This window comes from Allobosea sp. RAF48, assembly GCF_052114025.1.
Lineage (GTDB): Bacteria > Pseudomonadota > Alphaproteobacteria > Rhizobiales > Beijerinckiaceae > Allobosea.
Genome location: NZ_JBFRDZ010000002.1, coordinates 208,177 through 233,694, shown reverse-complemented (window position 1 = coordinate 233,694; position 25,518 = coordinate 208,177). Strand labels below are relative to the sequence as shown.

25 protein-coding genes and 1 riboswitch are annotated in these 25,518 nt (G+C 67.3%); of the genes, 13 read left to right on the top strand and 12 right to left on the bottom strand.

The genetic code is table 11. The features are described 5' to 3' along the window. Positions 1-2 precede the first annotated feature (2 nt). The 10 genes from AB4Z10_RS04485 to AB4Z10_RS04440 are packed head-to-tail and all read left to right on the top strand — an operon-like array spanning position 3 to position 9,230. Positions 3-1,121, top strand: a complete 1,119-nt coding sequence (locus tag AB4Z10_RS04485) for a 4-oxalomesaconate tautomerase (protein WP_441469178.1) — start codon at positions 3-5, stop codon at positions 1,119-1,121. A 20-nt stretch (positions 1,122-1,141) separates the two neighbouring features. Continuing rightward, entirely contained in the window at positions 1,142-1,867 is a 726-nt protein-coding gene (locus AB4Z10_RS04480) for a PIG-L deacetylase family protein (protein ID WP_441469177.1), read from the top strand. Then, a complete protein-coding gene (locus AB4Z10_RS04475; RefSeq protein WP_441469176.1) occupies positions 1,864-2,553 on the top strand; it encodes a 4-carboxy-4-hydroxy-2-oxoadipate aldolase/oxaloacetate decarboxylase in 690 nt (229 codons plus the stop codon). The genes AB4Z10_RS04480 and AB4Z10_RS04475 overlap by 4 nt, the downstream gene beginning before the upstream one ends. Positions 2,554-2,609: 56 nt before the next feature. Then, positions 2,610-3,785 carry an ABC transporter substrate-binding protein gene (locus AB4Z10_RS04470; protein WP_441469175.1) on the top strand — a complete coding sequence of 392 codons (1,176 nt, stop codon included), beginning with the start codon at positions 2,610-2,612 and terminating at the stop codon, positions 3,783-3,785. A gap of 31 nt (positions 3,786-3,816) precedes the next feature. After that, positions 3,817-4,674: a branched-chain amino acid ABC transporter permease gene (locus AB4Z10_RS04465; RefSeq protein ID WP_441469174.1), complete on the top strand. Its 858-nt coding sequence runs from the start codon at positions 3,817-3,819 to the stop codon at positions 4,672-4,674. Continuing rightward, entirely contained in the window at positions 4,671-5,675 is a 1,005-nt protein-coding gene (locus AB4Z10_RS04460) for a branched-chain amino acid ABC transporter permease (protein WP_441469173.1), read from the top strand. Before AB4Z10_RS04465 ends, AB4Z10_RS04460 begins: the two co-directional genes overlap by 4 nt. After that, complete coding sequence (locus AB4Z10_RS04455; RefSeq protein ID WP_441469172.1) at positions 5,675-6,427, top strand: ABC transporter ATP-binding protein; 753 nt, start codon at positions 5,675-5,677, stop codon at positions 6,425-6,427. The genes AB4Z10_RS04460 and AB4Z10_RS04455 overlap by 1 nt, the downstream gene beginning before the upstream one ends. Then, positions 6,420-7,145, top strand: a complete 726-nt coding sequence (locus AB4Z10_RS04450; protein ID WP_441469171.1) for an ABC transporter ATP-binding protein — start codon at positions 6,420-6,422, stop codon at positions 7,143-7,145. The genes AB4Z10_RS04455 and AB4Z10_RS04450 overlap by 8 nt, the downstream gene beginning before the upstream one ends. A 25-nt stretch (positions 7,146-7,170) precedes the next feature. Then, positions 7,171-8,280: a 5-methyltetrahydropteroyltriglutamate--homocysteine S-methyltransferase gene (locus tag AB4Z10_RS04445; RefSeq protein ID WP_441469170.1), complete on the top strand. Its 1,110-nt coding sequence runs from the start codon at positions 7,171-7,173 to the stop codon at positions 8,278-8,280. Then, entirely contained in the window at positions 8,277-9,230 is a 954-nt protein-coding gene (locus AB4Z10_RS04440) for a catechol 2,3-dioxygenase (protein WP_441469169.1), read from the top strand. The genes AB4Z10_RS04445 and AB4Z10_RS04440 overlap by 4 nt, the downstream gene beginning before the upstream one ends. 138 nt (positions 9,231-9,368) lie before the next feature. Here the strand turns inward: AB4Z10_RS04440 and AB4Z10_RS04435 are convergent, their stop codons facing one another. From AB4Z10_RS04435 to AB4Z10_RS04410, 6 genes are read right to left on the bottom strand one after another with little or no spacing between them, the layout of a single operon-like run. Beyond that, positions 9,369-10,136, bottom strand: a complete 768-nt coding sequence (locus AB4Z10_RS04435; RefSeq protein WP_441469168.1) for an SDR family oxidoreductase — start codon at positions 10,134-10,136, stop codon at positions 9,369-9,371. Beyond that, positions 10,133-11,125, bottom strand: a complete 993-nt coding sequence (locus tag AB4Z10_RS04430) for an ABC transporter substrate-binding protein (RefSeq protein ID WP_441469167.1) — start codon at positions 11,123-11,125, stop codon at positions 10,133-10,135. Before AB4Z10_RS04430 ends, AB4Z10_RS04435 begins: the two co-directional genes overlap by 4 nt. 5 nt (positions 11,126-11,130) lie before the next feature. Further along, positions 11,131-11,880 (bottom strand): ABC transporter permease, encoded by a 750-nt coding sequence (locus AB4Z10_RS04425; RefSeq protein WP_441469166.1) that lies wholly within the window; start codon positions 11,878-11,880, stop codon positions 11,131-11,133. Continuing rightward, the gene (locus AB4Z10_RS04420; RefSeq protein WP_441469165.1) at positions 11,877-12,674 is read right to left on the bottom strand and encodes an ABC transporter ATP-binding protein; all 798 of its coding nucleotides are present in this window, start codon (positions 12,672-12,674) and stop codon (positions 11,877-11,879) included. Before AB4Z10_RS04420 ends, AB4Z10_RS04425 begins: the two co-directional genes overlap by 4 nt. Then, entirely contained in the window at positions 12,664-14,112 is a 1,449-nt protein-coding gene (locus AB4Z10_RS04415) for an acyl-CoA reductase (RefSeq protein ID WP_441469164.1), read from the bottom strand. Before AB4Z10_RS04415 ends, AB4Z10_RS04420 begins: the two co-directional genes overlap by 11 nt. A 5-nt stretch (positions 14,113-14,117) precedes the next feature. Beyond that, positions 14,118-15,194, bottom strand: a complete 1,077-nt coding sequence (locus AB4Z10_RS04410; protein WP_441469163.1) for a LuxE/PaaK family acyltransferase — start codon at positions 15,192-15,194, stop codon at positions 14,118-14,120. 89 nt (positions 15,195-15,283) lie between these two features. Beyond that, a riboswitch (TPP riboswitch) is annotated at positions 15,284-15,411 on the bottom strand. Positions 15,412-15,549: 138 nt separating this feature from the next. Between AB4Z10_RS04410 and AB4Z10_RS04405 the strand changes: the two genes are divergently transcribed. Next, positions 15,550-17,226 carry a cephalosporin acylase I gene (locus AB4Z10_RS04405; protein WP_441469162.1) on the top strand — a complete coding sequence of 559 codons (1,677 nt, stop codon included), beginning with the start codon at positions 15,550-15,552 and terminating at the stop codon, positions 17,224-17,226. A gap of 20 nt (positions 17,227-17,246) precedes the next feature. Further along, positions 17,247-18,212 carry a 2-hydroxyacid dehydrogenase gene (locus AB4Z10_RS04400; protein ID WP_441469161.1) on the top strand — a complete coding sequence of 322 codons (966 nt, stop codon included), beginning with the start codon at positions 17,247-17,249 and terminating at the stop codon, positions 18,210-18,212. Positions 18,213-18,369: 157 nt separating this feature from the next. Here the strand turns inward: AB4Z10_RS04400 and AB4Z10_RS04395 are convergent, their stop codons facing one another. The 6 genes from AB4Z10_RS04395 to pobA form a co-directional block, all read right to left on the bottom strand. Beyond that, a complete protein-coding gene (locus AB4Z10_RS04395) occupies positions 18,370-19,086 on the bottom strand; it encodes an ABC transporter ATP-binding protein (RefSeq protein ID WP_441469160.1) in 717 nt (238 codons plus the stop codon). Further along, entirely contained in the window at positions 19,067-19,831 is a 765-nt protein-coding gene (locus tag AB4Z10_RS04390) for an ABC transporter ATP-binding protein (RefSeq protein WP_441469159.1), read from the bottom strand. Before AB4Z10_RS04390 ends, AB4Z10_RS04395 begins: the two co-directional genes overlap by 20 nt. Then, complete coding sequence (locus AB4Z10_RS04385) at positions 19,828-20,835, bottom strand: branched-chain amino acid ABC transporter permease (protein ID WP_441469158.1); 1,008 nt, start codon at positions 20,833-20,835, stop codon at positions 19,828-19,830. The genes AB4Z10_RS04390 and AB4Z10_RS04385 overlap by 4 nt, the downstream gene beginning before the upstream one ends. A gap of 1 nt (position 20,836) precedes the next feature. Next, positions 20,837-21,700 carry a branched-chain amino acid ABC transporter permease gene (locus AB4Z10_RS04380; RefSeq protein WP_441469157.1) on the bottom strand — a complete coding sequence of 288 codons (864 nt, stop codon included), beginning with the start codon at positions 21,698-21,700 and terminating at the stop codon, positions 20,837-20,839. A gap of 175 nt (positions 21,701-21,875) precedes the next feature. After that, complete coding sequence (locus AB4Z10_RS04375) at positions 21,876-23,069, bottom strand: ABC transporter substrate-binding protein (RefSeq protein ID WP_441469156.1); 1,194 nt, start codon at positions 23,067-23,069, stop codon at positions 21,876-21,878. Positions 23,070-23,340: 271 nt separating this feature from the next. Further along, positions 23,341-24,513, bottom strand: a complete 1,173-nt coding sequence (pobA, locus tag AB4Z10_RS04370; protein WP_441469155.1) for a 4-hydroxybenzoate 3-monooxygenase — start codon at positions 24,511-24,513, stop codon at positions 23,341-23,343. 127 nt (positions 24,514-24,640) lie between these two features. Here pobA and AB4Z10_RS04365 point away from each other — a divergent pair, with 127 nt between their 5' ends. Beyond that, entirely contained in the window at positions 24,641-25,516 is an 876-nt protein-coding gene (locus AB4Z10_RS04365) for a helix-turn-helix domain-containing protein (RefSeq protein WP_441469154.1), read from the top strand. Positions 25,517-25,518: the final 2 nt, after the last annotated feature.

Genomic DNA, 25,518 nt, shown 5'->3' with positions numbered 1-25,518 from the left:
CGATGAGCCAGATCGCCGTTCCCTGCATGCTGATCCGCGGGGGCACCTCGAAGGGGGCCTATTTCATGCGCGATGACCTGCCGGCGGATATCGCGGCGCGCGACGCCTTCCTGCTCGCGGTGATGGGCTCGCCGGACAAGCGGCAGGTCGACGGGCTTGGCGGCGCGCATCCGCTGACCAGCAAGGTCGCCATCGTCTCGCGTTCGAGCGAGCCAGGCTGCGACATCGATTTCCTGTTCGCGCAGGTCGGCATCGAGACGGGAACCGTCGATACGACGCCGAATTGCGGCAACATCCTCGCCGGGGTCGGGCCGTTTGCGCTGGCGCTGGGGCTGGTCAAGGCGACCGGCGCGCGCACCAGCGTCCGCGTCCGCACGATCAACACCGGCACCATCGCCGACCTCACCATGGATACGCCCGATGGCGAGGCCAGCGCTGCGGGCGAAGCGCGTATCGACGGCGTTCCGGGCACTTCGGCACCGATCGATATCGGTTTCCTCGATGCGGAAGGCTCGGTCTGCGGCGCGCTGCTCCCGACCGGCAACGTTGTCGATGTGATCGAGGGCGCGCCGTGCACACTGATCGACAACGGCATGCCGGTGATCGTGATGCGCGCGGCCGATGTCGGGCGCACGGGCTACGAGCCGCGCGAGCAACTGGACAAGGACACGGAGTTGAAGGCGCGGATCGAGCGCATTCGTCTTGCGGCCGGGCCGCTGATGAATCTCGGCGATGTCGCCAAGAAGGTCGTGCCCAAGGTTGCACTCGTCGCGCCGCCGCAGGCCGGCGGGGCGATCTGCACCCGCAGCTTCATTCCCCAGGAATGCCACGGCTCGATCGGCGTCTTCGCCGCGGTGACGGTGGCGACCGCCGCAGTGCTGCCGGGTTCGCCGGCGGCCGCCGTTGCTGCGATGCCCGAGGGGCGCGAACGCGCAGTCTCGGTCGAGCATCCCACTGGCGAATTCACCGTGACATTGACGGTTGGCGGAACAGCCGAGCGGCCGCTGGTCGAGCGGGCCGGATTGCTGCGCACCGCGCGCATCCTGATGGAAGGCCGCGCCTTCGTGCCGGCGAGCGTCATGGCGGCGCATGCGGGCAACGCTCGCCGTGCTGCCGAATGATTGAAAGAGGGCTGACGGCAATGGCCGACGCGCAGAAGACAGGTCTGGTGATCACCGCGCATCCGGGCGATTTCGTCTGGCGGGCGGGCGGGGCCATCGCCCTGCATGCGAAGCGCGGGATGCGGGTGAAGATCCTCTGCCTGTCCTATGGCGAGCGCGGCGAGAGCCAGTTCGCCTGGAAGAAGGCGGGGGTGAGGATGGAGGACGTCAAGGCCCAGCGCCACGAGGAGGCCGCCGCTGCGGCCGAACTGCTCGGCGCCGAGATCGAGTTCATGGATGCCGGAGATTATCCGCTGCGGACGACGCCCGATATGCTGGACCGCGCCATCGACATCTTCCACGAGCTGGGTCCGAGCTTCGTGCTGACCCACGCGCTCGAAGATCCCTACAATGTCGACCATCCCGAGGCGACGCGCTTCGCGCAGGAGGCGCGCATTATCGCGCAGGCGGCCGGGCACAAGCCTGATCCGGAGCGCGCCTATGCCGCCCCGCCTGTCTTCCTGTTTGAGCCGCACCAGCCCGAGCAGTGCAATTTCAAGCCGAACGTCATCCTGAACATCGACGCGGTCTGGGAGCAGAAGCGCAAGGCCTTCGAGATCCTGGCCGCGCAGAAGCATCTCTGGGAATACTACACGCGTGTCGCGCTCAACCGCGGCATGCAGGGTGGCCGCAACTCCGGCAAGGCGATGACCTATGGCGAGGCCTATCAGCGGCTCTTCCCGGAAGCGCTGGAGGCGCTGGCATGACCCCCGTCGTCATCCGCACCAAGAAGCGTGCCCCGGCCGCGGCGATGGCCGATCTCGGGGAACTCGGCGTCTCCACCACACATGAGGCGATGGGGCGGGCCGGGCTGATGAAGCCTTATATGCGGCCGATCTACGCCGGCGCGCAGATCGCGGGCGGCGCCGTCACCGTGCTCGCCCAGCCCGGCGACAACTGGATGATCCATGTCGCGATCGAGCAGGTGCAGCCGGGCGATGTGCTCGTCGTAGCCTGCACCACCGACAACACCGACGGTATGTTCGGCGATTTGCTCGCGACCTCGCTCAAGGCGCGCGGCGGCGCGGGCCTCGTCATCGATGCCGGCGTGCGCGACGTGCGCGTGCTGACGCAGATGGGCTTTCCGGTCTGGTCGCGGGCGATCTCGGCCAAGGGCACGGTCAAGGCGACGCCGGGTTCTGTCAATGTGCCGGTGGTCTGCGCCGGGGCGCTGGTTCATCCCGGAGACGTGATCGTCGCGGATGACGACGGGGTCGTGGTGGTGCCGCGGCTGCAGGCGGAAGCCGTCGCGGCAGCCGGCCGCAAGCGCGAGGCCAATGAAGACGAAAAGCGTAGACGCCTGGCCTCTGGCGAACTCGGGCTGGACATGTACGCTATGCGCGAAGGCCTCGCCAAAGCAGGCCTCGTCTATCGCGACGACGAAGACGAATAAGCAGAAGAAAAGCCCCGCCAAAAGGGGACCACAGACATTTCGGGAGGAATGACGACATGACGCATCGCAGGACAGTTCTGGGTGGAATTCTCGGCCTCACGCTGGCGGCCACGACTGGTAGCGCGGCACTGGCGCAGGAAGCGGTGAAGATCGGGCTGATCCTGCCGATGACGGGGCCCTTCGCCTCGACCGGCAAGCAGATCGATGCGGCGGTGAAGCTCTTCCTCGCCAAGGAAGGCGCGGTTCATGGCGGGCGCAAGCTCGAAGTGATCCTCAAGGACGATGCCGGCAATGCCGATACGACGCGCCGCCTGGCGCAGGAGCTGGTCGTCAACGACAAGGTTTCGGTGCTGGCCGGCTTCGGCCTGACGCCGCTTGCCATGGCGACGGCGCAGATCGCGACGCAGGCGAAGGTGCCGGAGGTCGTGATGGCGGCGGCGACCGCCTCCATCACCGAGGCCTCGCCCTATATCGTGCGGACCTCCTTCACCCTGCCGCAGGCGTCGGAGCCGATGGCCGACTGGGCCGCGGCAAACGGCATCAAGAAGGTCTTCACGGTCGTCACCGATTACGGGCCGGGCATCGACGCCGAGACCTCCTTCGCGGCCAAGTTCAAGGCGGCGGGCGGCACGGTCGAGAGCGTGCGCGTGCCGCTGCGCAACCCCGATTTCGCACCCTTCCTGCAGCGCGTCTCGGAAGCCAGGCCGGACGCGCTCTTCGTCTTCGTGCCGTCGGGGATCGGCGCGCAGTTCATGAAGCAGTTCGTCGAGCGCGGGCTGGACAAGGCCGGCGTCAAGCTGATCGGCCCCGGCGACGTGGTCGATGACGACATCCTCGAAGGCATCGGCGATGTCGCGGTCGGCGCCATCACCACGCATCATTACTCCGCCGCGCATGACAGCCCGGCGAACAAGGCCTTCGTCGAAGCCTTCCTGAAGGCCAATCCCGGCATGCGGCCGAACTTCATGGCGGTCGGCGGCTATGACGGCATGAAGCTGATCGCTAGGGCGTTGGAGACGACCAAGGGCGACGCCAGCGGCGACAAGCTGATCGCGGCGATGAAGGGGGCGTCATGGGAGAGCGTGCGCGGGCCGGTCAAGATCGACCCCGATACCCGCGACATCATCCAGAACATCTATGTCCGCAAGACGCAGAAGGTCGGCTCGGAACTCCACAATGTCGAGTTCGAGACGATCAAGGACGTCAAGGACCCGGTGAAGGCCCGCAAGTGACGGGCCGGACAGCCAGCCGGGATCGAAGCCCATGCTGACCATCCTGTTCGATGGCATCGCCTATGGGATGGTGCTCTTCGTCCTCGGCTGCGGGCTCTCCGTGACGATGGGGTTGATGAACTTCGTCAACCTCGCCCACGGCGCCTTCGCGATGCTCGGCGGCTATGTCGCCGTTCAGGCGATGCAGCGGCTCGGCGTGCCGTTCCTGGCGTGCCTGCCGCTGGCCTTCCTGGCGGCGGCGCTGGTCGGGATCGTGCTGGAGCGGCTGATCTACCGCCCGATGTACGCCAAGAGCCATCTCGACCAGGTGATGTTCTCGATCGGACTGGTCTTCATGGCGGTGGCCGGCACCGACTGGCTGATGGGTTCGACCCAGCAGTTCATCCATCTGCCGGCCTGGCTGCAGGGCCGCTTCGAGATCGCCGGCATCGGCATCGGCCGCTACCGGCTCTTCGTCATCGTGATCTGCGGGCTGCTGGCATTCTCGCTGCAATGGGGCTTCACGCGGACGCGCTTCGGTAGCCGTTTGCGCGCCGCTGTCGACGATGCGCGGGTGGCGCGTGGGCTCGGCATCCCGGTCAACCGGCTGTTCGCGCTGACCTTTGCGCTGGGCTGCGGACTAGCCGGGCTGGGCGGCGCGCTCGGCATTGAGCTGATGGGCCTCGACCCGACCTTTCCATTGAAGTTCATGATCTACTTCCTGATCGTCGTCACCGTCGGGGGCACCTCCAGCATCACCGGCCCGTTTTTCGCCGCGATGCTGCTCGGCGTCGCCGATGTCGTCGGCAAATATCTCGTGCCGCAGGTCGGCGCCTTCATCATCTACGCGCTGATGGTCTTGCTGCTGATCATCCGGCCGCACGGACTGTTCGCGAGGGCGCGGGCATGAGGGCGGAAACCTTCGAAAGCCGCGTCAGACAGGCTCTCTATGCGGGCCGCCGCTGGCATCCGGCCGAGATCGCCTTCTGGCTGATCGCCTTTGCAGCCTTTCTGCTGTTTCCACGCAACCTGCTGCTGCTCAACGAGATCGCGATCCTGGCGCTGTTCGCGCTCTCGCTTGACCTGATCCTCGGCTATGCCGGCATCGTGTCGTTGGGGCATGCCGCCTTCCTCGGCATGGGCGCCTATGCCGCGGGGCTCTTCGCCAAGCATGTCGGGGGCGATCCGCTCGGCGGCCTCGTCGTCGGCATGGCGGCGGCGGGGCTGCTCGGCCTCGTCACCAGCCCGCTCGTGCTGCGCGGCACGGATCTTACACGCCTGATGATCACGCTCGGCGTCGCGCTGATCCTCTACGAGCTGGCGAATTCCTTCGGCTTTCTGACCGGCGGTGCCGATGGTTTGCAGGGCATCATGATGGGGCCGGTGCTCGGCCTGTTCGACTTCGATCTCTTCGGCCGCACCGCCTATCTCTATTCGCTCAGTGTGCTCTTCGTTCTGTTCCTGATCGCGCGGCGTGTGGTGCACTCGCCCTTCGGGCTCTCCCTACGCGCGATCCGTGACAATCCGCTGCGGGCCTCGGCTTCGGGCGTGCCGAATGCGCGCCGTCTCGCTGCCGCCTACATGCTTGCCGCAGCCTATGCCGGGGCCGCGGGAGCGCTGCTCGCGCAGACGACGCAATTCGTCTCGCTCGACGTGCTCGACTTCCATCGCTCGGCCGATCTGATGCTCGTGCTGATCATCGGCGGCGCCGGCTATCTCTATGGCGGGCTCATTGGCGCCATCGCCTTCAAGCTGCTGCAGGACGCGATCGCGACCTTCACCCCGCAATACTGGATGTTCTGGATCGGGCTTTTCCTCGTGCTCTTCGTGCTCGGCGGGCGCGAGATCATCCATGGCGCGGTCAAGGCCGTTGCCGGCCGTTTCGCTCGCTTTCGAAGGGGAGGGGCATGATGAGCGTCGCTCTCCAGACCTTCGACCTCGTCAAGAGCTTCGGCGGCATCACCGCGACGGATCATGTCGACTTCACGCTGGCAAAGGGCGCCCGCCACGCGCTGATCGGTCCGAACGGCGCCGGCAAGACGACCTTCGTCAACCAGCTCACAGGCGTGCTCAAGCCGAGCTCCGGCCGCATCGAACTGATGGGTGAGGACATCACAAGGCTGCCGCGCGAGGCGCGGGTGAAGCGTGGCCTCGCCCGCACCTTCCAGATCAACCAGCTCTTCGCGACGATGACGCCGCTGGAGATGATCGCTCTCGTCACCTCCGAGCGGCTCGGGCGCGGCAGCCATCCCTTCCGTGCGCTCGACCGCGATGCGGAACTCGTAGAGCAGACCGCCGAGATCCTGGCGCGTTTCAAGCTGGGCGACATCATGGACCGGACGATCGCGACGTTGCCCTATGGCAAGCAGCGCCAGATCGAGATCGCCGCATCCTTTGCCGCGAGGCCCAGCTTGCTGCTGCTCGACGAGCCGGCCGCCGGCGTGCCGGAGGCCGAGCGGCGCGAATTGATGCAGACGGTCGCCGAACTGCCCGACGACGTCTCGGTGCTGCTGATCGAGCACGACATGGATCTCGTCTTCCGCTTCGCGACGCGCATCACCGTGCTCGTCAATGGCCGGGTGCTGGCGGAGGGCACGCCCGAAGAGATGGCGCGCGACAGGAGCGTGCGTGCGGCCTATCTCGGCGAGGGCGCCCATGTCTGACGCATCGACGCCTGAGCTCCTGCAGATCGAGAAGCTGAGCGCCGGCTATGGCGAGGCGCAGGTGCTGTTCGACATCGACCTCACTCTCGCCGAGGGGCATTCGCTCGCGCTGCTCGGCCGCAACGGGGTCGGCAAGACCACGCTGGTCAACAGCATCATCGGCGTCACGCGCCGGCGCGGTGGGCGGATCGTGCTGGCGGGGCGCGACCTCTCCACCGCTTCGCCCGAGCAGCGGGCGCATGCCGGCATCGGCTGGGTGCCGCAGGAGCGCAACATCTTCAAGTCGCTGACCGTGCTGGAGAACCTGACGGCGGTCGCCCGGCCGGGGGCGTGGGATGTGAACCGCGTCTTCCGCATGTTTCCGCGGCTGGCCGAGCGGAAGGCCAATCTCGGCAACCAGCTCTCGGGCGGCGAGCAGCAGATGCTGGCGATCGGCCGGGCGCTGATGCTCAACCCGAGGCTATTGCTGCTCGACGAGCCGACCGAGGGGCTTGCGCCGATCATCGTCGAGGAATTGCTCAAGGCGCTGAAGGCCCTGTTCCGCGAGGAAGGGCTTGCTGCCATCGTCATCGAGCAGCATGCGCGCAAGATCCTCGAACTCACGGACGACGCCATCGTGCTCGAACGCGGCCGCGTGGTCCTGGCCGAGCGCAGTGCTACGCTCATCGCCGAGCCAGCGCGGCTCGAACATCATCTCGGCCTCGCCGCCGCAGCATGACCATCAAGAACCGGGAGGAAACATCATGACACAGAGAAAGAAGCCGCCATTCCGGGGCGATATGGTTGGAAGCCTGCTGCGCAGCGCGCCGGTGAAGGAGGCCCGCGCCAAGGTCGCCGCCGGCGAGATGGCGCAGGCCGAGCTGACCCGGATCGAGGACGAGGAGATCAAGAAACTCGTCCGCAAGCAGGAGGAGATCGGGCTGCAGGCGGTGACCGACGGCGAGTACCGCCGCGCCTTCTGGCACTTCGACTTCCTCGACGGCTTGACCGGCGTCACGAGCTACGAGACCGACTCGGGGATCCAGTTCAAGGGCGTCGCGACCAAGGGCCACGGCATCCGCGTCACCGGTAAGCTCGACTTTCCCGCGGATCATCCGCATCTCCAGCATTTCAGGTTCCTGGCCTCGGTCACCAGCCGCGTGCCGAAGATGACCATCCCGAGCCCGTCGATGCTGCACTATCGCGGCGGGCGAAAGGCGATCGATCCGAGCGCCTATCTCAGGATGGAGGATTACTACGACGACCTCGGCAAGGCTTACGCCAAGGCGATCAAGGCCTTCTATGACGCCGGTTGCCGCTATCTGCAGCTCGACGACACCAGCCTGTCCTATTTCTGCGATCCGGAGCAGCGCAAGATGCTGGCGGATCGCGGCGACGATCCGCACAAGCTGATCTTCGTCTATCGCGACGTGCTCAATGCCGCGCTGAAGGCCAAGCCGGCGGACATGCAGATCACCACCCATACCTGCCGCGGCAATTTCAAATCGACCTTCATCGCCTCGGGCGGCTACGAGCCGGTGGCCGACATGGTCTTCAACCAGATCGATGTCGACGGCTACTTCATGGAGTGGGACGACGACCGCTCCGGAGGTTTCGAGCCGCTGCGCTTCCTGCCCAAGGGCGACAAGCAGGTCGTGCTCGGCCTCGTCACCTCCAAGTTCGGCACGGTCGAGAGCAAGGACAATCTCAAGCGCCGCATCGAGGAGGCGACGAAATACGCCGCGCTCGAACAGCTCTGCCTGTCGCCGCAATGCGGCTTCGCCTCCACCGAGGAAGGCAATGTGCTGGCCGAGGACGAGCAATGGGCCAAGCTCTCGCGCATCCTCGAAGTCGCGAAGGAAGTCTGGGGATGAGCAGCGAGCCCTGTTTCGACATCGCCCATCTCGGCCATGTCGAGCTCTTCACCAACAAGCCCGAGGCGAGCCTCGACTTCTTCGTCAACATCTTCGGGCTGACCGAGAGCGGACGCGAGGGCGACTCGGTCTATCTGCGTGCCTGGGACGATTACGAGTTCCACACGCTGAAACTCACGGCGTCGAACACCACCGGCGTCGGCCATATCGGCTATCGCGCCTCGAGCGAGGCGGCGCTGCTGCGCCGCGTCGCCGCGATTGAGGCGCTGGGGGCCGGTATCGGCTGGAGCGAAGGCGATCTCGGTCACGGCCGCGCCTATCGCTTCCGCGATCCCGACAACCACATCTTCGAGATCTATTTCGACACCAACAAGTACGTTGCCCCCGAAGGCGAGCGGCCGGCGCTGAAGAACCAGGCACAGCGCAACCATGGCCGTGGCTGCGCGGTGCGTCGGCTCGACCATCTCAACCTGCTGGCGCAGGACGTCGCGGCGATCCGAGACTTCATGCCGAAGGCGCTCGGCAGCCGCATCACCGAGCAGATCGTGCTGGATTCGGGGGAAGTCGGCGGCTGCTGGTTCACCGTCAACAACAAGAGCTACGACATCGCCTATACCCGCGACCACACGCCGGCGCAGGGCCGCTTCCACCATGTCACCTATGCGGTCGACCAGCGCGAGCACATCCTGGAGGCGGCCGATCTCTTCCTTGAGAACGGCGTCTTCATCGAGACCGGCCCGCACAAGCACGCCGTGCAGCAGACCTTCTTCCTCTATGTCTATGAGCCGGCCGGCAACCGCGTCGAGATCGCGAATGCCGGGGCGCGGCTGATCCTCGATCCGGACTGGCAGACCGTGACCTGGACCGAGACCGAGCGGAAGAAGGGGCAGGCCTGGGGGCTCAGGACGATCGAGAGCTTCCATACCCATGGGACGCCGCCAGCGGCGTAGGGATAGCGTGGCGGCCTAGTGTGGAGATGAGCCCTGGCGGAAACACGCCGTCATCCCGGATCGGCACCGCTGACGCGGCTTGTCCGGGATGACACCGTGAGTTGGTGTCACATCAGCAGTCGCTAACCACCCCGCGGCTCAGGCCATCACCAGCCCGCCATCGACATGCAGCGTCTGGCCGGTGACGAAACCGCTCCAGTCACTGGCGAGGAAAAGGACAGGGCCCGCGATATCGGCCGGCGTGGCGATGCGGCGCAGCGGCGTCTGCGCGACCAGCATTTCGCGCACCTCCTCCGGCGTCGCCTCGCTCGCCTGTGTCGGATAGACCAGCCCCGGTGCGACGCAGTTCACCCGGATGCCGAGCGGGCCAAGCTCGGCCGCGAGGTTGCGGCTGAAGCCGATGAGCGCCGCCTTGCCGGTGGTGTAGTCGTGATAGGGAATGCTCGGGCGCGTCACCAGATCGCTCGCGAGATTGACGATGCTGGCGCCGCTGCGGCGCTGGAGCAGCGGCAGCATAGCCCGGCAGACCGTGTAGGTCGCCTTCACCGCGCCCTCGAACTGCTGGCCATAGGCCTCCCAGGGCGTCTCCCAGAAGCGGGCGCGATTGTCCGGGTCGAAGCGATAGGGCGCGAAGGCGTTGTTGACGACGACGTCGAGCCGGCCGACCTCCTCCGAGATGCGCTCGGCCATGGCGGCGACCGCCTCGGGCGAGGTCACGTCGGCCGCGATGGCCAGCGCTTCGCCGCCGAGCGCGCGGCATTCCGCGGCGACGGCTTCGGCTGCCCCATCGTTCGTCCGGTAGTTGACGATGACGATCCCGCCCTCGGCGGCGAAGGCCTTCGCGATCGCTGCGCCGATGCCGCGGCTCGCGCCGGTGACGAGGATGGACCGGTCGCGGAATTTCACGGCGCGCCGTCCTTCTGCGGGATGAGATCGCTCTTCACGACGGCCTTCATATCGAGCGGGCGGGCGATCAGGCCGAGGCTGCGGAAGGTATCGGCACCTTTCTGCAGTGCGTCGAGATCGAAGCGGCCGAGACCCTCGCGTTCCGTCGTCTGCGAGACGCTGGAGAGGTTGCGCAACTTGATGATCTCGAGATTGACAGCCTCGTCGCGGCCGTTGATGGCCCGGGTGACGGCGAGGCGGGCGGCTTCAGCGGGATTCGCGATCATCCAGGCGGCGGCGTCGCGATAGGCGGCGAGGAAGCGCTTCAGCAGCGGCTTGTTCTGCTCGTAATAGCTTTCCTTCACGACGAAGATGTCGCTGGGCAGGTTGAGCTGGTCGCGGACCTCGATGACGTTGGCGTCGCCCAGTCCTCGGGCGCGGGCGACGAGCAGGCCGGTATCGGTCGCGGCCGTGGCGTCGACCTGGCCCTGCATCAGCGGCGCGAAATTGAGCAGGCCGGTCGGCTGGATGGTGACGTCCTTCTCGTTCAGGCCGACCTGATGCAGCAGCACGAGCAGGTTCTGATAGGTGCCGCTGGCGAGGCTGTAGACGCCGATGCGCTTGCCCTTGAGATCGGCTGCCGAGCGGATGCCGCTGCTCTTGAGCGCGACGACGTTGAAGACGTTCTGCGGATAGATGTTGTAGATCGCGACGAGCTTCTCGCCCTTGTCGAGCGCGAGATAGAGCGCGGCGGGATCGGTGAAGGCGACATCGGCCTGTCCCGCGATCAGGGTCTGGAGCGCTGCGCCGCCGCCATTGCCGGGCACGTAGTCGAGCGCGATGCCCTTGGCCTTGAAGAAGCCTTTGTCCGGCTCGGCCAGCAGATTGGTGATCTCGCTGATCGGCTGGCTCCAGCCAGCGACGGTGACCTTGTCGAGTGGCTGGGCTGTAGCGTGCGAGGCGGCCAGCCAGGACAGGGCGAGCAGGAGAAGGGCGCGCAGCGTGGACATGGGATCTAGCCTTTCGAGAAACGGTGCAGGACGCGGCGCTCGAGCAGGCGCACGGCCTCATAGAGCAGCATTCCGAGAGCGGTGATGACGATGAAGAGCGCGAAAATCAGGCTCGAATCCATCACGCTCTGGGCGGCGATGATCGAGGCGCCGAGGCCGATCCGCCCGCCGATGAATTCGCCGACGACGGCGCCGACCAGCGCCAGCACGACGGCGACACGCAGGCCCGCCATGATGACGGGCAGCGCCGCCGGCAGTTTGAGGCGCAACAGCGTCTGAAGGCGGCCGGCACCCAGCATGCGGAAGAGCTCGCGCCGGGCGGGATCGACCTCGCTGATCCCGGTCAGCGTGTTCTCCATCAGGGGGAAAAAGCAGATCAGCGCCGTGATCACGACGGTCGGCGTCATGCCGAATCCGAACCAGATGATGAAGAGGGGCCCGAGCGCGAGCTTGGGCACGAGCTGGCTCGCGAGGATATAGGGGCGCAGCAGCCGGCTGAGCGCGGGGACTTCCGCCAGCAGGATGCCGACGCCGAGCCCGACGACAGTGCCGATGCTCAGGCCCAGAGCCATTTCTGCGGCGGTGACGGCAAGATGCGGCCAGAGGCGGCCGGTGGTGATCTCGCTCCACAGCGTTGCGAGCACGGCAGAGGGCGGCGGCAGGACGAGCGCCGAGAGGCCGCCGAGCCGGCACCAGGCTTCCCAGCCGGCAAGCAGGGCGAGCAGCAGCAGGAGTGAGGGCAGGCGCGCCGTCATGCCGCCGGCCTCCGGCTCGTGGCGGCCTGCGGCCCGCCATCCATGGCGTCGCGCAGATCGTGACAGGCCGCGGTGAAGCCTGGAGTGTAGCGCATGTCGCGGTGGCGCGGGCGGGACAGCTCGATACGGCGCGCATGGGTGAGCTGGCCGGTGGCCATCACCGCGACCTTGTCGCCGAGATAGACGGCTTCGCCGATATCGTGCGTTACGAAAAGCGCGGTCGTGCCGTTGAGCGCGCAGAGCCGCAGCAGGTCGTCCTGCAATTCCTCGCGCGTCAGGGCGTCGAGCGCGGCAAAGGGCTCGTCGAGCAGCAGCAGGTCCGGGTTACCGACCAGCGCGCGGGCGACGGCGACGCGGCTCTGCTGGCCGCCGGAGAGCTCGGAAGGCCGGCGTGCGGCGAAGTCCGTAAGTCCGACGCGGGCGAGCAGATCGAGCGCCGCGTCGCGGTCGACGGCCGTCGGGCGGCGCTTCAGCGAGATCGGCAGCAGCACGTTGTCGAGGGCGCTCAGCCAATCGAGCAGGGTGGGAGCCTGGAAGACGAAGCCGGCTCGCGGGCTTGGGCCCTGCAGCGGCTCACCGCCGATGCGGATGGAGCCTTCTGTCGGCATGAGCAGGCCGGCGGCGAGCTTGAGCAGCGTGGTCTTACCGCAGCCGCTGCGGCCGAGCAGGCAATGAATTTCGCCGCGCGGGATGGCCCAGTCGACGCGATCGACGATGGCGGGGCCGGACGCGTCATAGCTATATCCGACCTGCTCGATCGCGACGAAGCCGGGCATGGCAGGGTCAATCGACATAGGGTGCGAACCCTTCCGCCACGGCCTCAGTGCTCTGCTCGATCTCGGTCAGGGTGACGAGATCGAGCAGGCTGAAGCGCCCGTCATGATGCCAGCCGGCTTCCGGCGCGGTCATGCGTCCGAGCGGGGCGACGCGGCTGACGCCGACCGCGCCTAGCCGCTCGGCGAGCAGGAACAGCCGCTCGGGCGCCACAGCGACACCCGCCGTCTGCAGGAAGCTGCGGTAGGGCGCGACGAGGGCGGGGACCTCATCGAGGCTGTCGACCGAGACCAGCTTGAGCATGCGGTTCAGGCCAGTCGGGCTCAGGGTTTCGGGCGCCTCGACATGGATCACGCTCCAGGAATCGCTGGGCTCGCCGAGGAGTTCGGCCCCACCGTCCATCGCGCGCATCTCCTGCGCGCCCCGCCATGCGGCGATCGACGCGGCTTCGCCTTGCGACAGGGCGCGGCGTGGATGGCGATGGACGAGGGCGCCGAGCTCCTGCGCGAGGTAGCGCGCGAATTCGGCGGGGGCGACCCGTCCGCCGCGCTCGACGAAGAGCAGCTGCGGCGAGTAGCAGCCCTGCTGCTCGTAGCGGGCGACGTCATGGGCCGCGAGCCGGGCGAGCGCCGGTGCCTTGCGGCTGTCGAGCGCTTCGCGGGCGATGACACCGAAACCGATCTTGTGGCCATGCGGCAGGAAGCGCGTGGTGACCGGCAGCTTGGCGCGCAGGGCCGCGAGCGTGTCGTTGCCGCCATAGGCCATGACGGTGTCGGCTTCGCGCAGGAAAACCGGTTCGGCCGCCGCTTCGCCGCCCTTCCACCAGACGATGGCGAGGCATTCGCCGAGTTCCGGGTCGATCTCCGCGAGGAGGCTGGCGAACCACCCCGCGGTCAACGGCTCGGCCGAGGCGAGCTTGCCCACGCTGCCCGCCTTGACCAGCAATCCGCAGATCAGGCTCCAGAGCGAGAGCGCCGGGACGTTGCCGGCCCAGACATGCAGCAGCAGTTCCGGGCCGTGGGCGCGCAGGTAGCCGCCCTTGGGCGTCGGCTGGAAACCGTCGAGCACGGCGGGATTGGCGAAATCCTCGGCCAGGAAGCGCAGGAGCTGCGGGCGCCGGAAGGTCTTGAGATAGCCGGTCAGGCCGAGGCGGACCGTCTCGCGATCATAGCCGGTGACGATCGGCAGGAGATGCTCGGCCTTGCGTCGGAGCGGGTGCCCGCGGTCGAGCAGACGCGCGACGGCGGCGTCGATCGCGGTGACGATGCGGGCGGTGTCCATCCGCTTCAGCCGGGCGCGTGCATTGCTGCGCACATGCTCGCAGAGAGCCGCGGCCTGTGCTCCGTCGAGCTCCGGCAGCGCGATAGTGACGCTTTCGCCCCAGGCACTGTGACTGACCTCGCGCCAGCGGAGCGCCTCGCGGTCCAGGCCGGGCAGATGGCCTGCGTGCTCGATCACGGCGGTCAGCCCCGCGCCGCCGCAAGGAACTCGGCCACCGCGACCGAGCAGCCCTTCGAGGCTTCGCCGTCGACGCGGCCGAACAGCTTGAAGCCACCCGGGACGATCTCGCCGGCGTCCTCGGTCAGGATCGCGGAAACGCAGTTGAAATGCGCGAGGTCGTGATGGACGATGACGCCCCGCTGGCCTTCCGGCAGGTCCGCCCCGGTCAGCGGATCGACGACGCGGCTGCGGATCCAGTGCGGGCCGGATTTGACCGAGGGGCAGGTCTCGTTTCCGTCATCGTAGAGCTGCGAACTCAGCTCGGTCATCCCGTACATGTTGATGCAGGCCGAGCGCGGCACGCCGAAGGCGGCTGCGAGCCCGTCATAGAACTCATCAGGGCCGAGCTCCCGTGACTGGCCCTTGAAGCCGCCGGTGTCGAGGATCAGGCTGCCCTCCGGCAGGGCGAAGCGCCGGCCGCTCGCGGCGAGCGCGTCCAGCACGGGCACGAAGGAATAGCTCGCGCCGAGAAGGGAATAGGGCTCACCGCTCGTCTCCGCCTGCTCCAGCGCCGACAGAAGGCCGTCCAGGTCGAGCCCGTCCGCATTGATGAAGACTTGCGAGTCCGGCGTGCCGCACTCGCGCCGGGCGAGCGAGAGGTAGGTGGCGAGCGAGGAGTTCGGCAGCTTCGTCTCGTCAGGGAAGAGGATGCCCATGCGGATGCGCTCGCGGCCACGCATGAAACGCGCGCGGAAGTTCACCAGCATCGAGCGCTTCCAGACGTCGAGCGTCGGGTGGTAGCTGCGGCCGCGCACGCCCTGCGTCGTGCCGCTCGTCATGAAGACATGGCTTGCCGCCTCCGGCGGGCTGCAGCTCAGCGTCAGATCCTTGAAGGCGGTGATCGGCACGGCGGGGATGTCGCGCCAGCGTCTCACCGAGAGCGGCGTGCGGCCGCGCTGCAGGGCAAAGCGCTTGTAGGGCTCGTTGTTGCGGAACTGATAGGTGAAGACTTTCAGCGCCATCGCCTCGAATTCGGCTTCCGTGGCATCGGGAAGCGAGATGAACGCGAGGAGCGCCTCGATGATCTCGGCTTGCGTCACTGCGGCTCACTCCGTTCGGACGCTCGCTGGCAAGCCGGGAGCGTCGATCGCAACAGGATCATGGGCGCAAGCTGGAATCAGGGCCTGTGACGGCCGCATGTCCCGCATCCCTACGCCGGTATGATCCGGATCAGGTTCGGAGGGTCACCGCGTTGCCGGGTTTGACGCCCGGCCGGCGGAATCTCAGCCTCCTAGCGAGGCCCCCCTGGGAACGGGTTTTAGGTGGGGCTTCGGGCCATGGCTTGTCAAGCATTGCCGGCGCAGGGCCCGCCGCTTTCGGCGAGAAGCCGGGACATGGCGCGCATGCTGAAGAAGAGGCTCGACGCGGGCCCTCAAAACCGTTTCTGTGCCGGCCATGAACGTTCCTGCGCCGCCACCCCGCATCGCCTCCTTTACCTGCGAAAAGAAGCCGGCCACGGGCTCGCGTGGGATGGTCGTCACCAATCATCCGCTCGCCTCGGCGGCGGGCGCGCAGATGCTGCTCGGCGGCGGCAATGCGATCGACGCCGCTGTCGCCTCGCTCTTCGCGCTGACCGTCGCCGAACCGATGATGGTCGGCATTCTCGGTGGCGGCCTGAGTCACATCCGCCTCGCGGATGGACGCCATGTCGTGATCGACAATCTCTCGACCGCGCCGGGCCATGCGACGCCCGACATGTATGACTGCCTGTCCGACGAGATCGGCAGGCAACGCGACACCCGCGACCGCGAGAACGTCGTTGGCGCCAAGGCGGTGGCGGTTCCCGGCGCGCTGAAAGGCTGGTGCGAGGCGCTCGCCCGTTTCGGCACGCTGCCGCTGGCCGAGGTGCTGCAACCGGCGATCGGGCTGGCGGAGCGCGGCTTCGTGGTGACGCCCTATCTGTCGAACTGCATCACCGACAACGCCAGCGATCTCGCCCGCGATCCCGGTCTTGCGGCGATGCTGCTGCCAGGTGGGAAGCCGCTTCAGCCGGGCATGCGGCTCGTCCAGGCCGACTATGCCGCGAGCCTGAAATTGATCGCGGCGGAGGGGCCGGAGGCGCTGTATGGCGGCAAGCTCGGGCGGGCGCTGACCGACTATATGGCGGCGAATGGCGGCCTGATCGATCAGGCCGACCTCGCGAACTACAAGATCGAATTGCGCGAGCCGATCCGGGGCTCTTATCGCGGCTACGAGATCATCGGCCCGCCGCCGCCCTCGTCCTCGGGCGTGCATATCACGCAGATGCTCAACATTCTCGAAGGCTACGATATCGGCTCGCTCGGCTTCGGCTCGACCGATGCCGTGCATCTGCTGGCCGAGGCGCTGAAGATCGCCTTCGCCGACCGCGCCGTGGCGACGGCCGATCCGGCCTTCGTCAAGGTCCCCGTCGCGAGGCTGATCGACAAGGCCTATGCCGACGAGCGCCGCGCCTTGATCGCGATGGGGCAGGCGAAGAGCTGGACAGCCGGGCTTTCCGGCGGCGAATCCGCGGACACCACCCATGTCACCGTCGCGGATGCGCAGGGCAACGTCGTCAGCGCGACGCAGACGATCAACGGCTTGTTCGGCGCCTGCGTCCAGATCCCCGGCACGGGGATGATCGCCAACAACTACATGTTCAACTTCGATCCGCATCCCGGCCGCGCGCTCTCGATCGCGCCGGGCAAGCGGGTCTTCACCTCGATGGCGCCGATGATGGCGCTGAAGGAGGGCAGGCTCGCCTTCGCGCTCGGCCTGCCCGGCGCGCTGCGCATCTTCCCCTCGGCGCTGCAGGCGATCGTCAACCTGATCGACCATCGCATGACATTGCAGGAGGCGGTCGAGGCGCCGCGGGTCTGGACCGAGGGCGGGGTGCTCGAGCTCGAGGAGGCGATCCCTGAAGCGGTCGCGCAGGAGCTTGCGGCACGCGGCCACCGGATCGTGCGCTCGCCGCGCGTTGCCGGCGGCATGAACGCCATCGCCTTCAATGCGGACGGCACGCTGACCGGGGCCGCCTGCTGGCGCGCCGACGGCACGCCGGTTGCCATCTCCGGCGGGCTTGCCCGTGCCGGCGCGCGCTTCACGATCTGATCGAATTGCCGGACCTTTCCATGCCCGAGACCATCGTCCTCCTGGACATGACCAGCCCCGAGCGGGCCGACCGGCTGCGTGCGCTGCTGCCTGATGGCTTTGTGCTGACGCATGGGACCGCGCGCGGCGACGAGCACATGAAGGAGATCATCGCGGAGGCCGACTACGCGATCTCCGGGCAGGTCGGCGTTTCGGCCGATGTGCTGCGGGCGGCGAAGAAGCTGAAGCTGCTGCACAAATGGGGCGTCGGCTACGACAACATCGATATCGCCGCAGCCAAGGAGCTCGGCATCCAGGTCGCGCGCACGACCGGCTCAAACGCCGTAGCCGTTTCCGAATTCGCGATCGGATTGATGCTGTCGACCCTGCGCCTCATCGCCTACGGCAATGCTGAGCTCAAGAAGGGCCATTGGCGCACGGGTCAGTTGCCGTCGGATACCTATACGCTCTCGGGCAAGACGGTCGGCATCGTCGGCTTCGGGGCGATCGGCAAGAATGTCGCGAAGCTTCTGAAGGGCTTCGGCTGCACCATCCTCTACAGCAAGCGCACGCCGCTCGACGTCGCCGAAGAAGCAGCGCTGGGCGTGAAGCATGCTTCGATGGCCGAAATCCTGGCGCAGGCGGACGTCGTCTCGCTGCATTGCCCGCTGACGCCGGAAACCAAGGACCTGATCGATCTGGCGGCCCTGAAGGCAATGAAGAAGACGGCGGTGCTGATCAATGTCGCGCGCGGCGGTGTCGTCAACGAGGCCGATCTCGTCACGGCGCTCAGGGCGAAGGAGATCGCCGGCGCGGCGATGGATGTCTACGAGATCGAGCCGCTCCCGACCGACAGCGAGTTGCTCACGCTCGACAATCTCGTGACCACGCCGCATCTGGCCGCCATGGCGTCCGACAATTTCGCCCCGGTGGTGAAGCGGATGTTCACGAACATGCAGCATGTCTCGCGCGGCGAGCCGGTGCCGCCGCTCGATCTGGTGGTTTGACGCTGGATCCCGTCATTCTCGGGCGAAACGAAGCGTAGACCCGAGAATCTCGAGCAGGATTGGCGCTAGAGCCTCCTTCGGCACGAGATGCTCGGGGCAAGCCCGAGCATGACGGCCGAGCTTGGCGCGAGCCTCGCTTCGGCCAAACCGCGCGTGCTCAGTGCAGCCCGCCGACGCCGACATAGCGTTCCAGCACCGCGGCGTCGGCGCGTAGCGCAGCGGGCTTGCCCGACCAGACGATCCGGCCGCGTTCGAGGACGATGACATCCTCGGCGAAGTCGAGCGCGCTCTCCAGGCGCTGCTCGACGAAGAGGATCGTCATCGCGCCGCTGCCGGCGAGCCGGGTGAAGGCCTCCATCAGCATGTCGCAGATCACGGGAGCGAGGCCTTCCAGCGGCTCGTCGAGCAGCAGCACCGAGGGCTGGCCGAGAATGGTCCGGGCCGTCGCCAGCATCTGCTGCTCGCCGCCGGAGAGCTGCGAGCCGAGATTGCGGCGGCGCTCGTGCAGGCGGGGAAAGAGCGCATAGGCTTCCTCGATGGCGCTGCGCGTGCGGCCTTTCAGCCCGGCGAAGAGGTTCTCCTCGACCGTCAGCCCCTTGAAGATTTCGCGGGTCTGGGGGACGAGGCCGATGCCGCTATGGGCGCGGGCGGCGGTGCCGAGCGCGGTGATGTCGGTGCCGCCGAGGCTGATGCTGCCGGCATAGCGGCGCGTCAGCCCCATCAGGCTCGCCATCAGCGTGGTCTTGCCCATGCCGTTGCGGCCGAGGATGGAGAGGCGCCCGCCCGCCGGCACCGAGAAGGAAACGTCCTCCAGCACATGGGTCTGGCCGTAGCCGGCGCTTAAGGCCCTGACGTCAAGCGTGGCTGCCGGCATGCGCGTAATTCCCGAGATAGGCTTCACGGACCTTGGGGTCCCTGGCGACGTCGGCTGGCAAGCCCTGAAAGATCAGCTCGCCAGCAGCCAGCACCACGACCCGTTTCGCGAAGCGGAAGACGAGGTCCATGTCATGCTCGATCATCAGCACGGCGAGCGAGGCGGGCAGGCGGGCCAGCGCCTCCTCGATGCGCGGGGTATCGGCGGAGGGTACGCCGGCGGCGGGCTCGTCGAGCAGCAGTACCTTGGGACGCTGCGCCAGCGCGATCGCGATCTCGAGCAGGCGCTGCTGGCCATAGGCGATGGTGGCGACCTTGCGGCGCGCGACCTCCGTGAGCCCGAGCGTGGCGAGGATCTCGGCTGCTTCGTCCTGAACTTCGGAGGCGCCATGGAAGCGGGCGAATATGCGCGTCGCCCGGCCGAGCCGCTGCAGGATGGTCATGACGACATGCTCTTCCGGCGTCATGTCGAGGAAGAGGCGCGTGACCTGGAAGGTGCGGACGAGGCCACGCCTGACGCGCTGGACGGCGCCGATCGCGGTGATGTCCTCACCAGCGAGATGGACGGTGCCGGTGCTCGGCCTGATGCGGCCGGTGACGAGGTTGACGAAGGTGGTCTTGCCGGCGCCGTTGGGGCCGATCAGCGCGAGGCGCGCGCCTTCGGCCATTGCAAGGGAGAGGTCGTGATTGACCTTGAGCCCGCCGAACTCCTTCGAGAGATGGGAGACCTCGAACAGCGCGGTCATCGGCCTGTTCCCCAGCGTCCGCGCGTCAGCAGGCGGGCCAGTTCGTCCAGTGTGCCGGAAAGCCCACGGGGGGCGAAGAGCACGATGGCGATGAGCACGGCGCCGACCAGCGTCATCCAGTGGAACGGATTGATCGCGGCGACGATATGTTCGAGCGCCATGAAGATCACGGTGCCGATCAGCGCGCCGTAGAGGCTGCCGATGCCGCCGAGCACCAGCATGACGAGAGCGTTGGCCGAAATCTCGAAACTCACGCTGTCGAGGCCGACGACCTGCGTCGCGATGGCCGCGAGCGCGCCACCCATGCCGGCGACGGCGCCGGAGATCACGAACATCTTGACCAGCACCGGGAAGGCGAAGATGCCGAGCGCGCTGATGCGCAACGGGTCCTCCTTGAGGCCGCGGCAGACCATGCCGAAGGGCGAGCGCACGATGAGGCGCAGGGCCGCGAAGACGACGATGAGCAGAGCGAGGCCGAAGAGATAGGCGGCGCGGCCCCAGAGATCGAACTCGAAGACGCTGAAGAGCGGCGCGGGGACCATGCCGGAAAGGCCATCGCTGCCGCCGGTGATCGAGGAGGCCTTGTTGGCGGCCTCGTGCAGCAGCTGGACGATCGCGATCGAGAGCACGAGCTGTGGCAGGCCATGGGCGCGCAGCATCACCGCGCCCATGAGCAGGCCCATGACGGCGCCAGCGGCGGCGCCGATCAGGATAAGGAGGAAGGGCTCGGTCACGCCGTGCACGCAGGCGATGCCGGCGGCATAGGCGCCCGCGCCGTAGAGCGCGCCCTGGCCGAGCGAGGCAATGCCGCAATAGCCGACGATCAGGTCGAGCGAGAGCACGAGCAGCGCCACCGAGATGACGCGGGTCAGGAAGGCGAGGTTGTCGGGGAAGAGCACATAGCCGGCGAGGCCGACGAGCGCGATCAGGACAAGGCCGACCAGGTCACGGCCGAGCGGCCGGAGGCGACGGGCGGCGGGGCGCGGGAGCGAGGCGTCCGTCATCCTACTGTGCCCGCCCCATCAGGCCGCGCGGGAAGGCGCAGACGATCAGGATCACCGCGAGATATAAGAAGAAATTGCCGAACTCCGGCACGAGATAACGCCCGGTGACGTCGATGGCGCCGAGCAGCAGGCAGGCGGCAAGCGCGCCGGGAATCGAGCCGGCGCCGCCGACAGAGACGACGACGAGGAAGGTCACCATATAGCGCAGCGCGTAGTAGGGCTCGATCGGCAGGAACTCGGCGCCGACCACGCCGCCGAAGGCGGCGAGCCCGATCGCGAGCGCGAAGCTCGCCGCATAGATGATATCTGTGCGCACGCCGAGCGCGCGGGCCATCGGGGCATTCTCGACGGCGGCGCGCAGAAGGATGCCGAAACCGGTGCGCTCGATCAGGAGCCAGAGGCCGCCGGCGACGACGAGGCCGCTCGCGATGACGAAGAGGCGGTGGCTGGCGATGCTGCGGAAGCCGAGATCGATCGGCCGAGCGAGCTCCGGCGGGAGCGGAATCGTCTTCAGCGTCGGGCCGAAGAAGTAGTTGGTGATGCCGATGACGCAGAAGGTGATGCCGATCGTCATCAGCACCTGGGAAAGCTCGCTGCGGTCGTAGATGCGGCGATAGAGCAGGCGCTCCAGCGGGATCGCGAGGAGCACCGTCCCGAGCATGGCGAGCAAGATGCCGAAGCCGTATCCGAGACCGAGGTCGCGCGCCGCATAGGAGGCGATGTAGCCGCCGATCATCGCGAAGGCGCCATGGGCGAGATTGACCACCCGCATCAGCCCCATCGTCAGCGACAGGCCGATGCAGATGATGAACAGCGCCATGCCATAGGCGAAGGCGTCCATGGCGATGCTCAGCGCGGTCTGCATCTGCGGGCCTCGTTACTGCTCGGCGTGCCGCAGCCGGGCAATGCCGCCGTCATGCCCGGGCTTGACCCGAGCATCTCGCGACGGGGAGGCACCAGAGCCTCCTTCTGAAGGAGATTCTCGGGTCTGCGCTTCGCTTCGCCCGAGAACGACGGATGTTGCCACCGCAAGATGGTCTTCACTTGGCGAGGCCGGGATCCTTCTGATCCGGGACGCTGGCGATCTCCTTGTTGATCCAGCGGCCCTGCGCGTCCTTGGCGACCTCGCGCAGGTAGATCGTCTGGGTGATGTGGCGGGTCTCCGGATCGATCTTGACCGGGCCGCGCGGGCTCTCCCAGGCAAGGCCCTTCACGGCCTCGACGGCCTTTTCCGCATCCTGCTTGCCGCCGGTCGCCGCGATCATCTTGGAAATCACGAACATGCCGTCATAGGCGCCGACGGCCGGGAAGGAGAGCAAGTCCGGCGCGCCGATTGCCTTGTCGGCGGCGGCGACGAAGCGCTTGTTGATCTCGGAGTCGTGCGAAACGGCGTAGTGGAAGGAGGTCACCATCCCTGCGGCGGCCTCGCCGAGCGCCGGCAGATCGGATTCCTGCGTCAGGTCGCCGGTGGCGAAGAGCTTGACGCCAGCCTGCTTCAGGCCGGTGTCGCTGAACGCCTTGACGAAGCCGAGCGTCGGGGGCCCGGAAGGCAGGAAGGCGAAGACACCCTGCGGACCGGCATCGCGGATGCGCTGCATGATCGGGCTGAACTCGGTGGTGTTGAGCGGCATGCGGATCGATTCGACGACCTCGCCGCCCGCGGCCTCGATCGCCTTCTTGAAGGCGCCCTCGGCGTCGACGCCCGGCCCGTAGTCGGTGACGACCGAGACGAACTTCTTGATGCCGCGGTCCACCGCGGCCTTGCCGATCGGCGTCGCGGTCTGCGCCGTGGTGAAGGACGTGCGCACCACCAGCGGGGAGGAGTTCATGATGGCCGAGGTCGCGGCGTTGAAGATCACCAGCGGCACGTTGCCCTGCTTCAGCAGCGGGGTGATCGCCATCGCGTCCGGGGTGAAATAGACGCCGCCGAGATACTGCACCTTGTCGCGCACGATCAGTTCCTGCGCGAGAGCGCGGGCCTGCTGCGGATTGGCCGTCGGAAGGTCGCGATAGACCAGCTCGATGTCGTGGCCGGCGACGGTCTTGCCGTTCTGCGCCAGCCAGGCCTCGGCGCCGGCCTGGAAGTTCTTGCCCTGCAAGGCGAAGGGGCCGGAGAAAGGCCCGATGATGCCGACCTTGATGGTGTCGGCGCTGGCCGCGCCGCTCAGGCCCCAGGCGCCCGCGAGTGCCAGGGCCCCGGCGCGCAGCAGCCGGCCGAAGGATGTCTTCTGCATTGTTCTCTACCTCCCGATATCGTGCGCCGCTGCGGCTGTGTTCTCTGCCGTGCGGCGGGCGTCGCCGTTCGCTCCTGGTCGGATCGCCATGCGGAGGCGTCCGGCTCTTGTTGTCACCAACGCAATTTTTCGCCTGAGGGCAATGCCCATCGCCTTCGGATGCCGGAAGCCATCAGGTCGAAACAGTCTCGAAGGTGAATTCGTCTCCCGGTGGTGGGCCACGAGATGGTCTGCCCGTCCTGCTGGCTCGTCGTGCCCTGCGTAACAGGGTCTAATAGGGCAGGCCGACATAATTCTCCGCGATGGTGGTGCCTGCTGCCCGCGACTGCGTGAGATAGTCGAATTCGGCCTGCTGGATGCGCTGGCCGAAGCCATCCTTCTCCGGGAAGCGATGCAGCAGGTTCGTCATCCACCAGGAGAAGCGCTCCGCCTTCCAGACGCGGGCGAGCGCGCGGGACGAATAGGCATCGAGGCCGGCGTCCGAATGGTCGCGATAGTGCTCGCGCAGCGCGTCGAAGAGATAGCGTACGTCGCTCGCCGCGAGGTTGAGCCCCTTGGCTCCGGTCGGCGGCACGATATGGGCGGCGTCTCCGGCGAGGAAGAGCCGGCCGAAGCGCATCGGTTCGGCCACGAAGCTGCGCAGCGGCGCGATGCTCTTCTCGAGCGAAGGGCCGGTCATCACCGCATCGGCTACCGCCGGGGGCAGGCGCCGGCGCAACTCGTCGAAGAAGGCGTCGTCCGACCAGTTCTCGACCCGCTCCTCCAGCGGAACCTGGACGTAGTAGCGGCTGCGCTCGGCCGAACGCATCGAACACAGCGCGAAGCCGCGCTCGTGATTGGCATAGACCAGCTCATGCGCCGCCGGCGGGCGATCCACCAGCAGGCCGAGCCAGCCGAACGGGTAGACGCGCTCGAAGATATGCAGCGCATCTGCCGGGACGGAGGCGCGGGAGACGCCGTGATAGCCATCGCAGCCTGCGATGAAGTCGCAGTGCAGCTCCTCGGCCTGCCCGCTCGCCCGGAAGGTCACGCGCGGCGAAGTGCCGCCGAAATCGTGCAGCGCGACGTCTTCGGCTTCGTAGAATGTCGTCCGGCCGAGCGCCTGGCGGGCGTCGATGAGATCGTGCGTCACCTCGGTCTGGCCGTAGACGGTGACTGTCTTGCCGCCGCTGAGTTCCTTCAGGTCGATGCGGTGGAGCGCGCCGCGGAAGGCGAGCGCGAAGCCGTCATGGACGATACCTTCACGGTCGAGCCGGCCGCCGACGCCCGCCTCGTGCAGGAGATCGACCATGCCCTGTTCGAGCACCCCGGCACGGATGCGGGAGAGCACATAATCGGCGCTGCGCCGTTCGAGGATGACGTTGTCGATGCCGGCACGCGACAGAAGCTGCCCGAGCAGCAAGCCGGCAGGTCCGGCGCCGATGATGGCGACCTGCGTTCGCATTCTTTTTTCCTCCCACGAAGCGACGATTTGCACCGTTCGATCCGCAAGCCGAGAGTAACGCTTTCGCTGCAATTGACGGAATGGAGGATTCGCGCATTGTCTTGGACAAATCGATCCTGAGGACAGCATGCCCGGCAGAAGCGTCCCCGCCTATTGGCTCTATGGCGAGCGCCTGACGGACCGCTTCCCCGACGCGCTGCATATCGAGCCCATCGTGGCGCGCAGCTCATTGCATGGCTGGACGATCCAGCCGCATCTGCACCACGATCTCTTCCAGTTCTTCCTGGTCGCGCAGGGCGGCGGCCGGACCCGCGTCGACGGCCGCGAGCAGGGTCTCTCGCCGGGGTCGGTGCTGCTGCTGCCGCCGTCGACGATCCACGAATTCGCTTTCCTCGATGGCACCAACGGCTTCGTCGCCAGCGCAGCGGCGACCTCGCTGAAGCGCCTGTTCGCCAGCGAGCCGGAGGCTCGTGCCCTGCTCGGAACCGCCGCAGTGCTGCATGTGCCGGTAGGGAGCGCGGAGTTCGCCGGTCTCGACGCGATGATGCGGCTGGCGATGAGCGAATTCGCCGCGAACCTGCCGGTGCGGGAGTTTTCACTCGGCGCCTATGCCGACCTGATCGCTTCCTGGTTCGTGCGGGCCACGCGCGGGGCGCGGGCGGTGGCCGAGCCGGCGCGGGACGCGAGGGCCGAACTGGTCCGCCGTTTCGTCGAGCAGGTCGAGGCGCGCTTCCGGCATCATGATGCGCTGACTGACTACGCGCGAGCGCTCGGCGCCTCGGTGCCGCATCTGTCACGCAGCTGCCGGGAACTGCTCGGCCATTCGGCGGCCCGCGTCATCCAGGATCGGCTGATGATCGAGGCGCGGCGTGATCTGGTCTACACGGCGATGTCGATCTCGCAGATCTCGTTCCGGCTGGGCTTTTCCGATCCGGCCTATTTCTCGCGCTTCTTCGCCAAGCGCGCGGGCCTGTCACCTTCGGACTATCGGGTGAAGGCCTGACG

Bases quoted from the DNA above. Each gene is read 5' to 3' on its own strand.
- AB4Z10_RS04485 (WP_441469178.1), top strand. From the start codon at position 3: ATGAGCCAGATCGCCGTTCCCTGCATGCTGATCCGCGGGGGCACCTCG.
- AB4Z10_RS04480 (WP_441469177.1), top strand. From the start codon at position 1,142: ATGGCCGACGCGCAGAAGACAGGTCTGGTGATCACCGCGCATCCGGGC.
- AB4Z10_RS04475 (WP_441469176.1), top strand. From the start codon at position 1,864: ATGACCCCCGTCGTCATCCGCACCAAGAAGCGTGCCCCGGCCGCGGCG.
- AB4Z10_RS04470 (WP_441469175.1), top strand. From the start codon at position 2,610: ATGACGCATCGCAGGACAGTTCTGGGTGGAATTCTCGGCCTCACGCTG.
- AB4Z10_RS04465 (WP_441469174.1), top strand. From the start codon at position 3,817: ATGCTGACCATCCTGTTCGATGGCATCGCCTATGGGATGGTGCTCTTC.
- AB4Z10_RS04460 (WP_441469173.1), top strand. From the start codon at position 4,671: ATGAGGGCGGAAACCTTCGAAAGCCGCGTCAGACAGGCTCTCTATGCG.
- AB4Z10_RS04455 (WP_441469172.1), top strand. From the start codon at position 5,675: ATGAGCGTCGCTCTCCAGACCTTCGACCTCGTCAAGAGCTTCGGCGGC.
- AB4Z10_RS04450 (WP_441469171.1), top strand. From the start codon at position 6,420: ATGTCTGACGCATCGACGCCTGAGCTCCTGCAGATCGAGAAGCTGAGC.
- AB4Z10_RS04445 (WP_441469170.1), top strand. From the start codon at position 7,171: ATGACACAGAGAAAGAAGCCGCCATTCCGGGGCGATATGGTTGGAAGC.
- AB4Z10_RS04440 (WP_441469169.1), top strand. From the start codon at position 8,277: ATGAGCAGCGAGCCCTGTTTCGACATCGCCCATCTCGGCCATGTCGAG.
- AB4Z10_RS04430 (WP_441469167.1), bottom strand. From the start codon at position 11,125: ATGTCCACGCTGCGCGCCCTTCTCCTGCTCGCCCTGTCCTGGCTGGCC.
- AB4Z10_RS04425 (WP_441469166.1), bottom strand. From the start codon at position 11,880: ATGACGGCGCGCCTGCCCTCACTCCTGCTGCTGCTCGCCCTGCTTGCC.
- AB4Z10_RS04420 (WP_441469165.1), bottom strand. From the start codon at position 12,674: ATGTCGATTGACCCTGCCATGCCCGGCTTCGTCGCGATCGAGCAGGTC.
- AB4Z10_RS04405 (WP_441469162.1), top strand. From the start codon at position 15,550: ATGAACGTTCCTGCGCCGCCACCCCGCATCGCCTCCTTTACCTGCGAA.
- AB4Z10_RS04400 (WP_441469161.1), top strand. From the start codon at position 17,247: ATGCCCGAGACCATCGTCCTCCTGGACATGACCAGCCCCGAGCGGGCC.
- AB4Z10_RS04395 (WP_441469160.1), bottom strand. From the start codon at position 19,086: ATGCCGGCAGCCACGCTTGACGTCAGGGCCTTAAGCGCCGGCTACGGC.
- AB4Z10_RS04390 (WP_441469159.1), bottom strand. From the start codon at position 19,831: ATGACCGCGCTGTTCGAGGTCTCCCATCTCTCGAAGGAGTTCGGCGGG.
- AB4Z10_RS04385 (WP_441469158.1), bottom strand. From the start codon at position 20,835: ATGACGGACGCCTCGCTCCCGCGCCCCGCCGCCCGTCGCCTCCGGCCG.
- AB4Z10_RS04380 (WP_441469157.1), bottom strand. From the start codon at position 21,700: ATGCAGACCGCGCTGAGCATCGCCATGGACGCCTTCGCCTATGGCATG.
- AB4Z10_RS04375 (WP_441469156.1), bottom strand. From the start codon at position 23,069: ATGCAGAAGACATCCTTCGGCCGGCTGCTGCGCGCCGGGGCCCTGGCA.
- pobA (WP_441469155.1), bottom strand. From the start codon at position 24,513: ATGCGAACGCAGGTCGCCATCATCGGCGCCGGACCTGCCGGCTTGCTG.
- AB4Z10_RS04365 (WP_441469154.1), top strand. From the start codon at position 24,641: ATGCCCGGCAGAAGCGTCCCCGCCTATTGGCTCTATGGCGAGCGCCTG.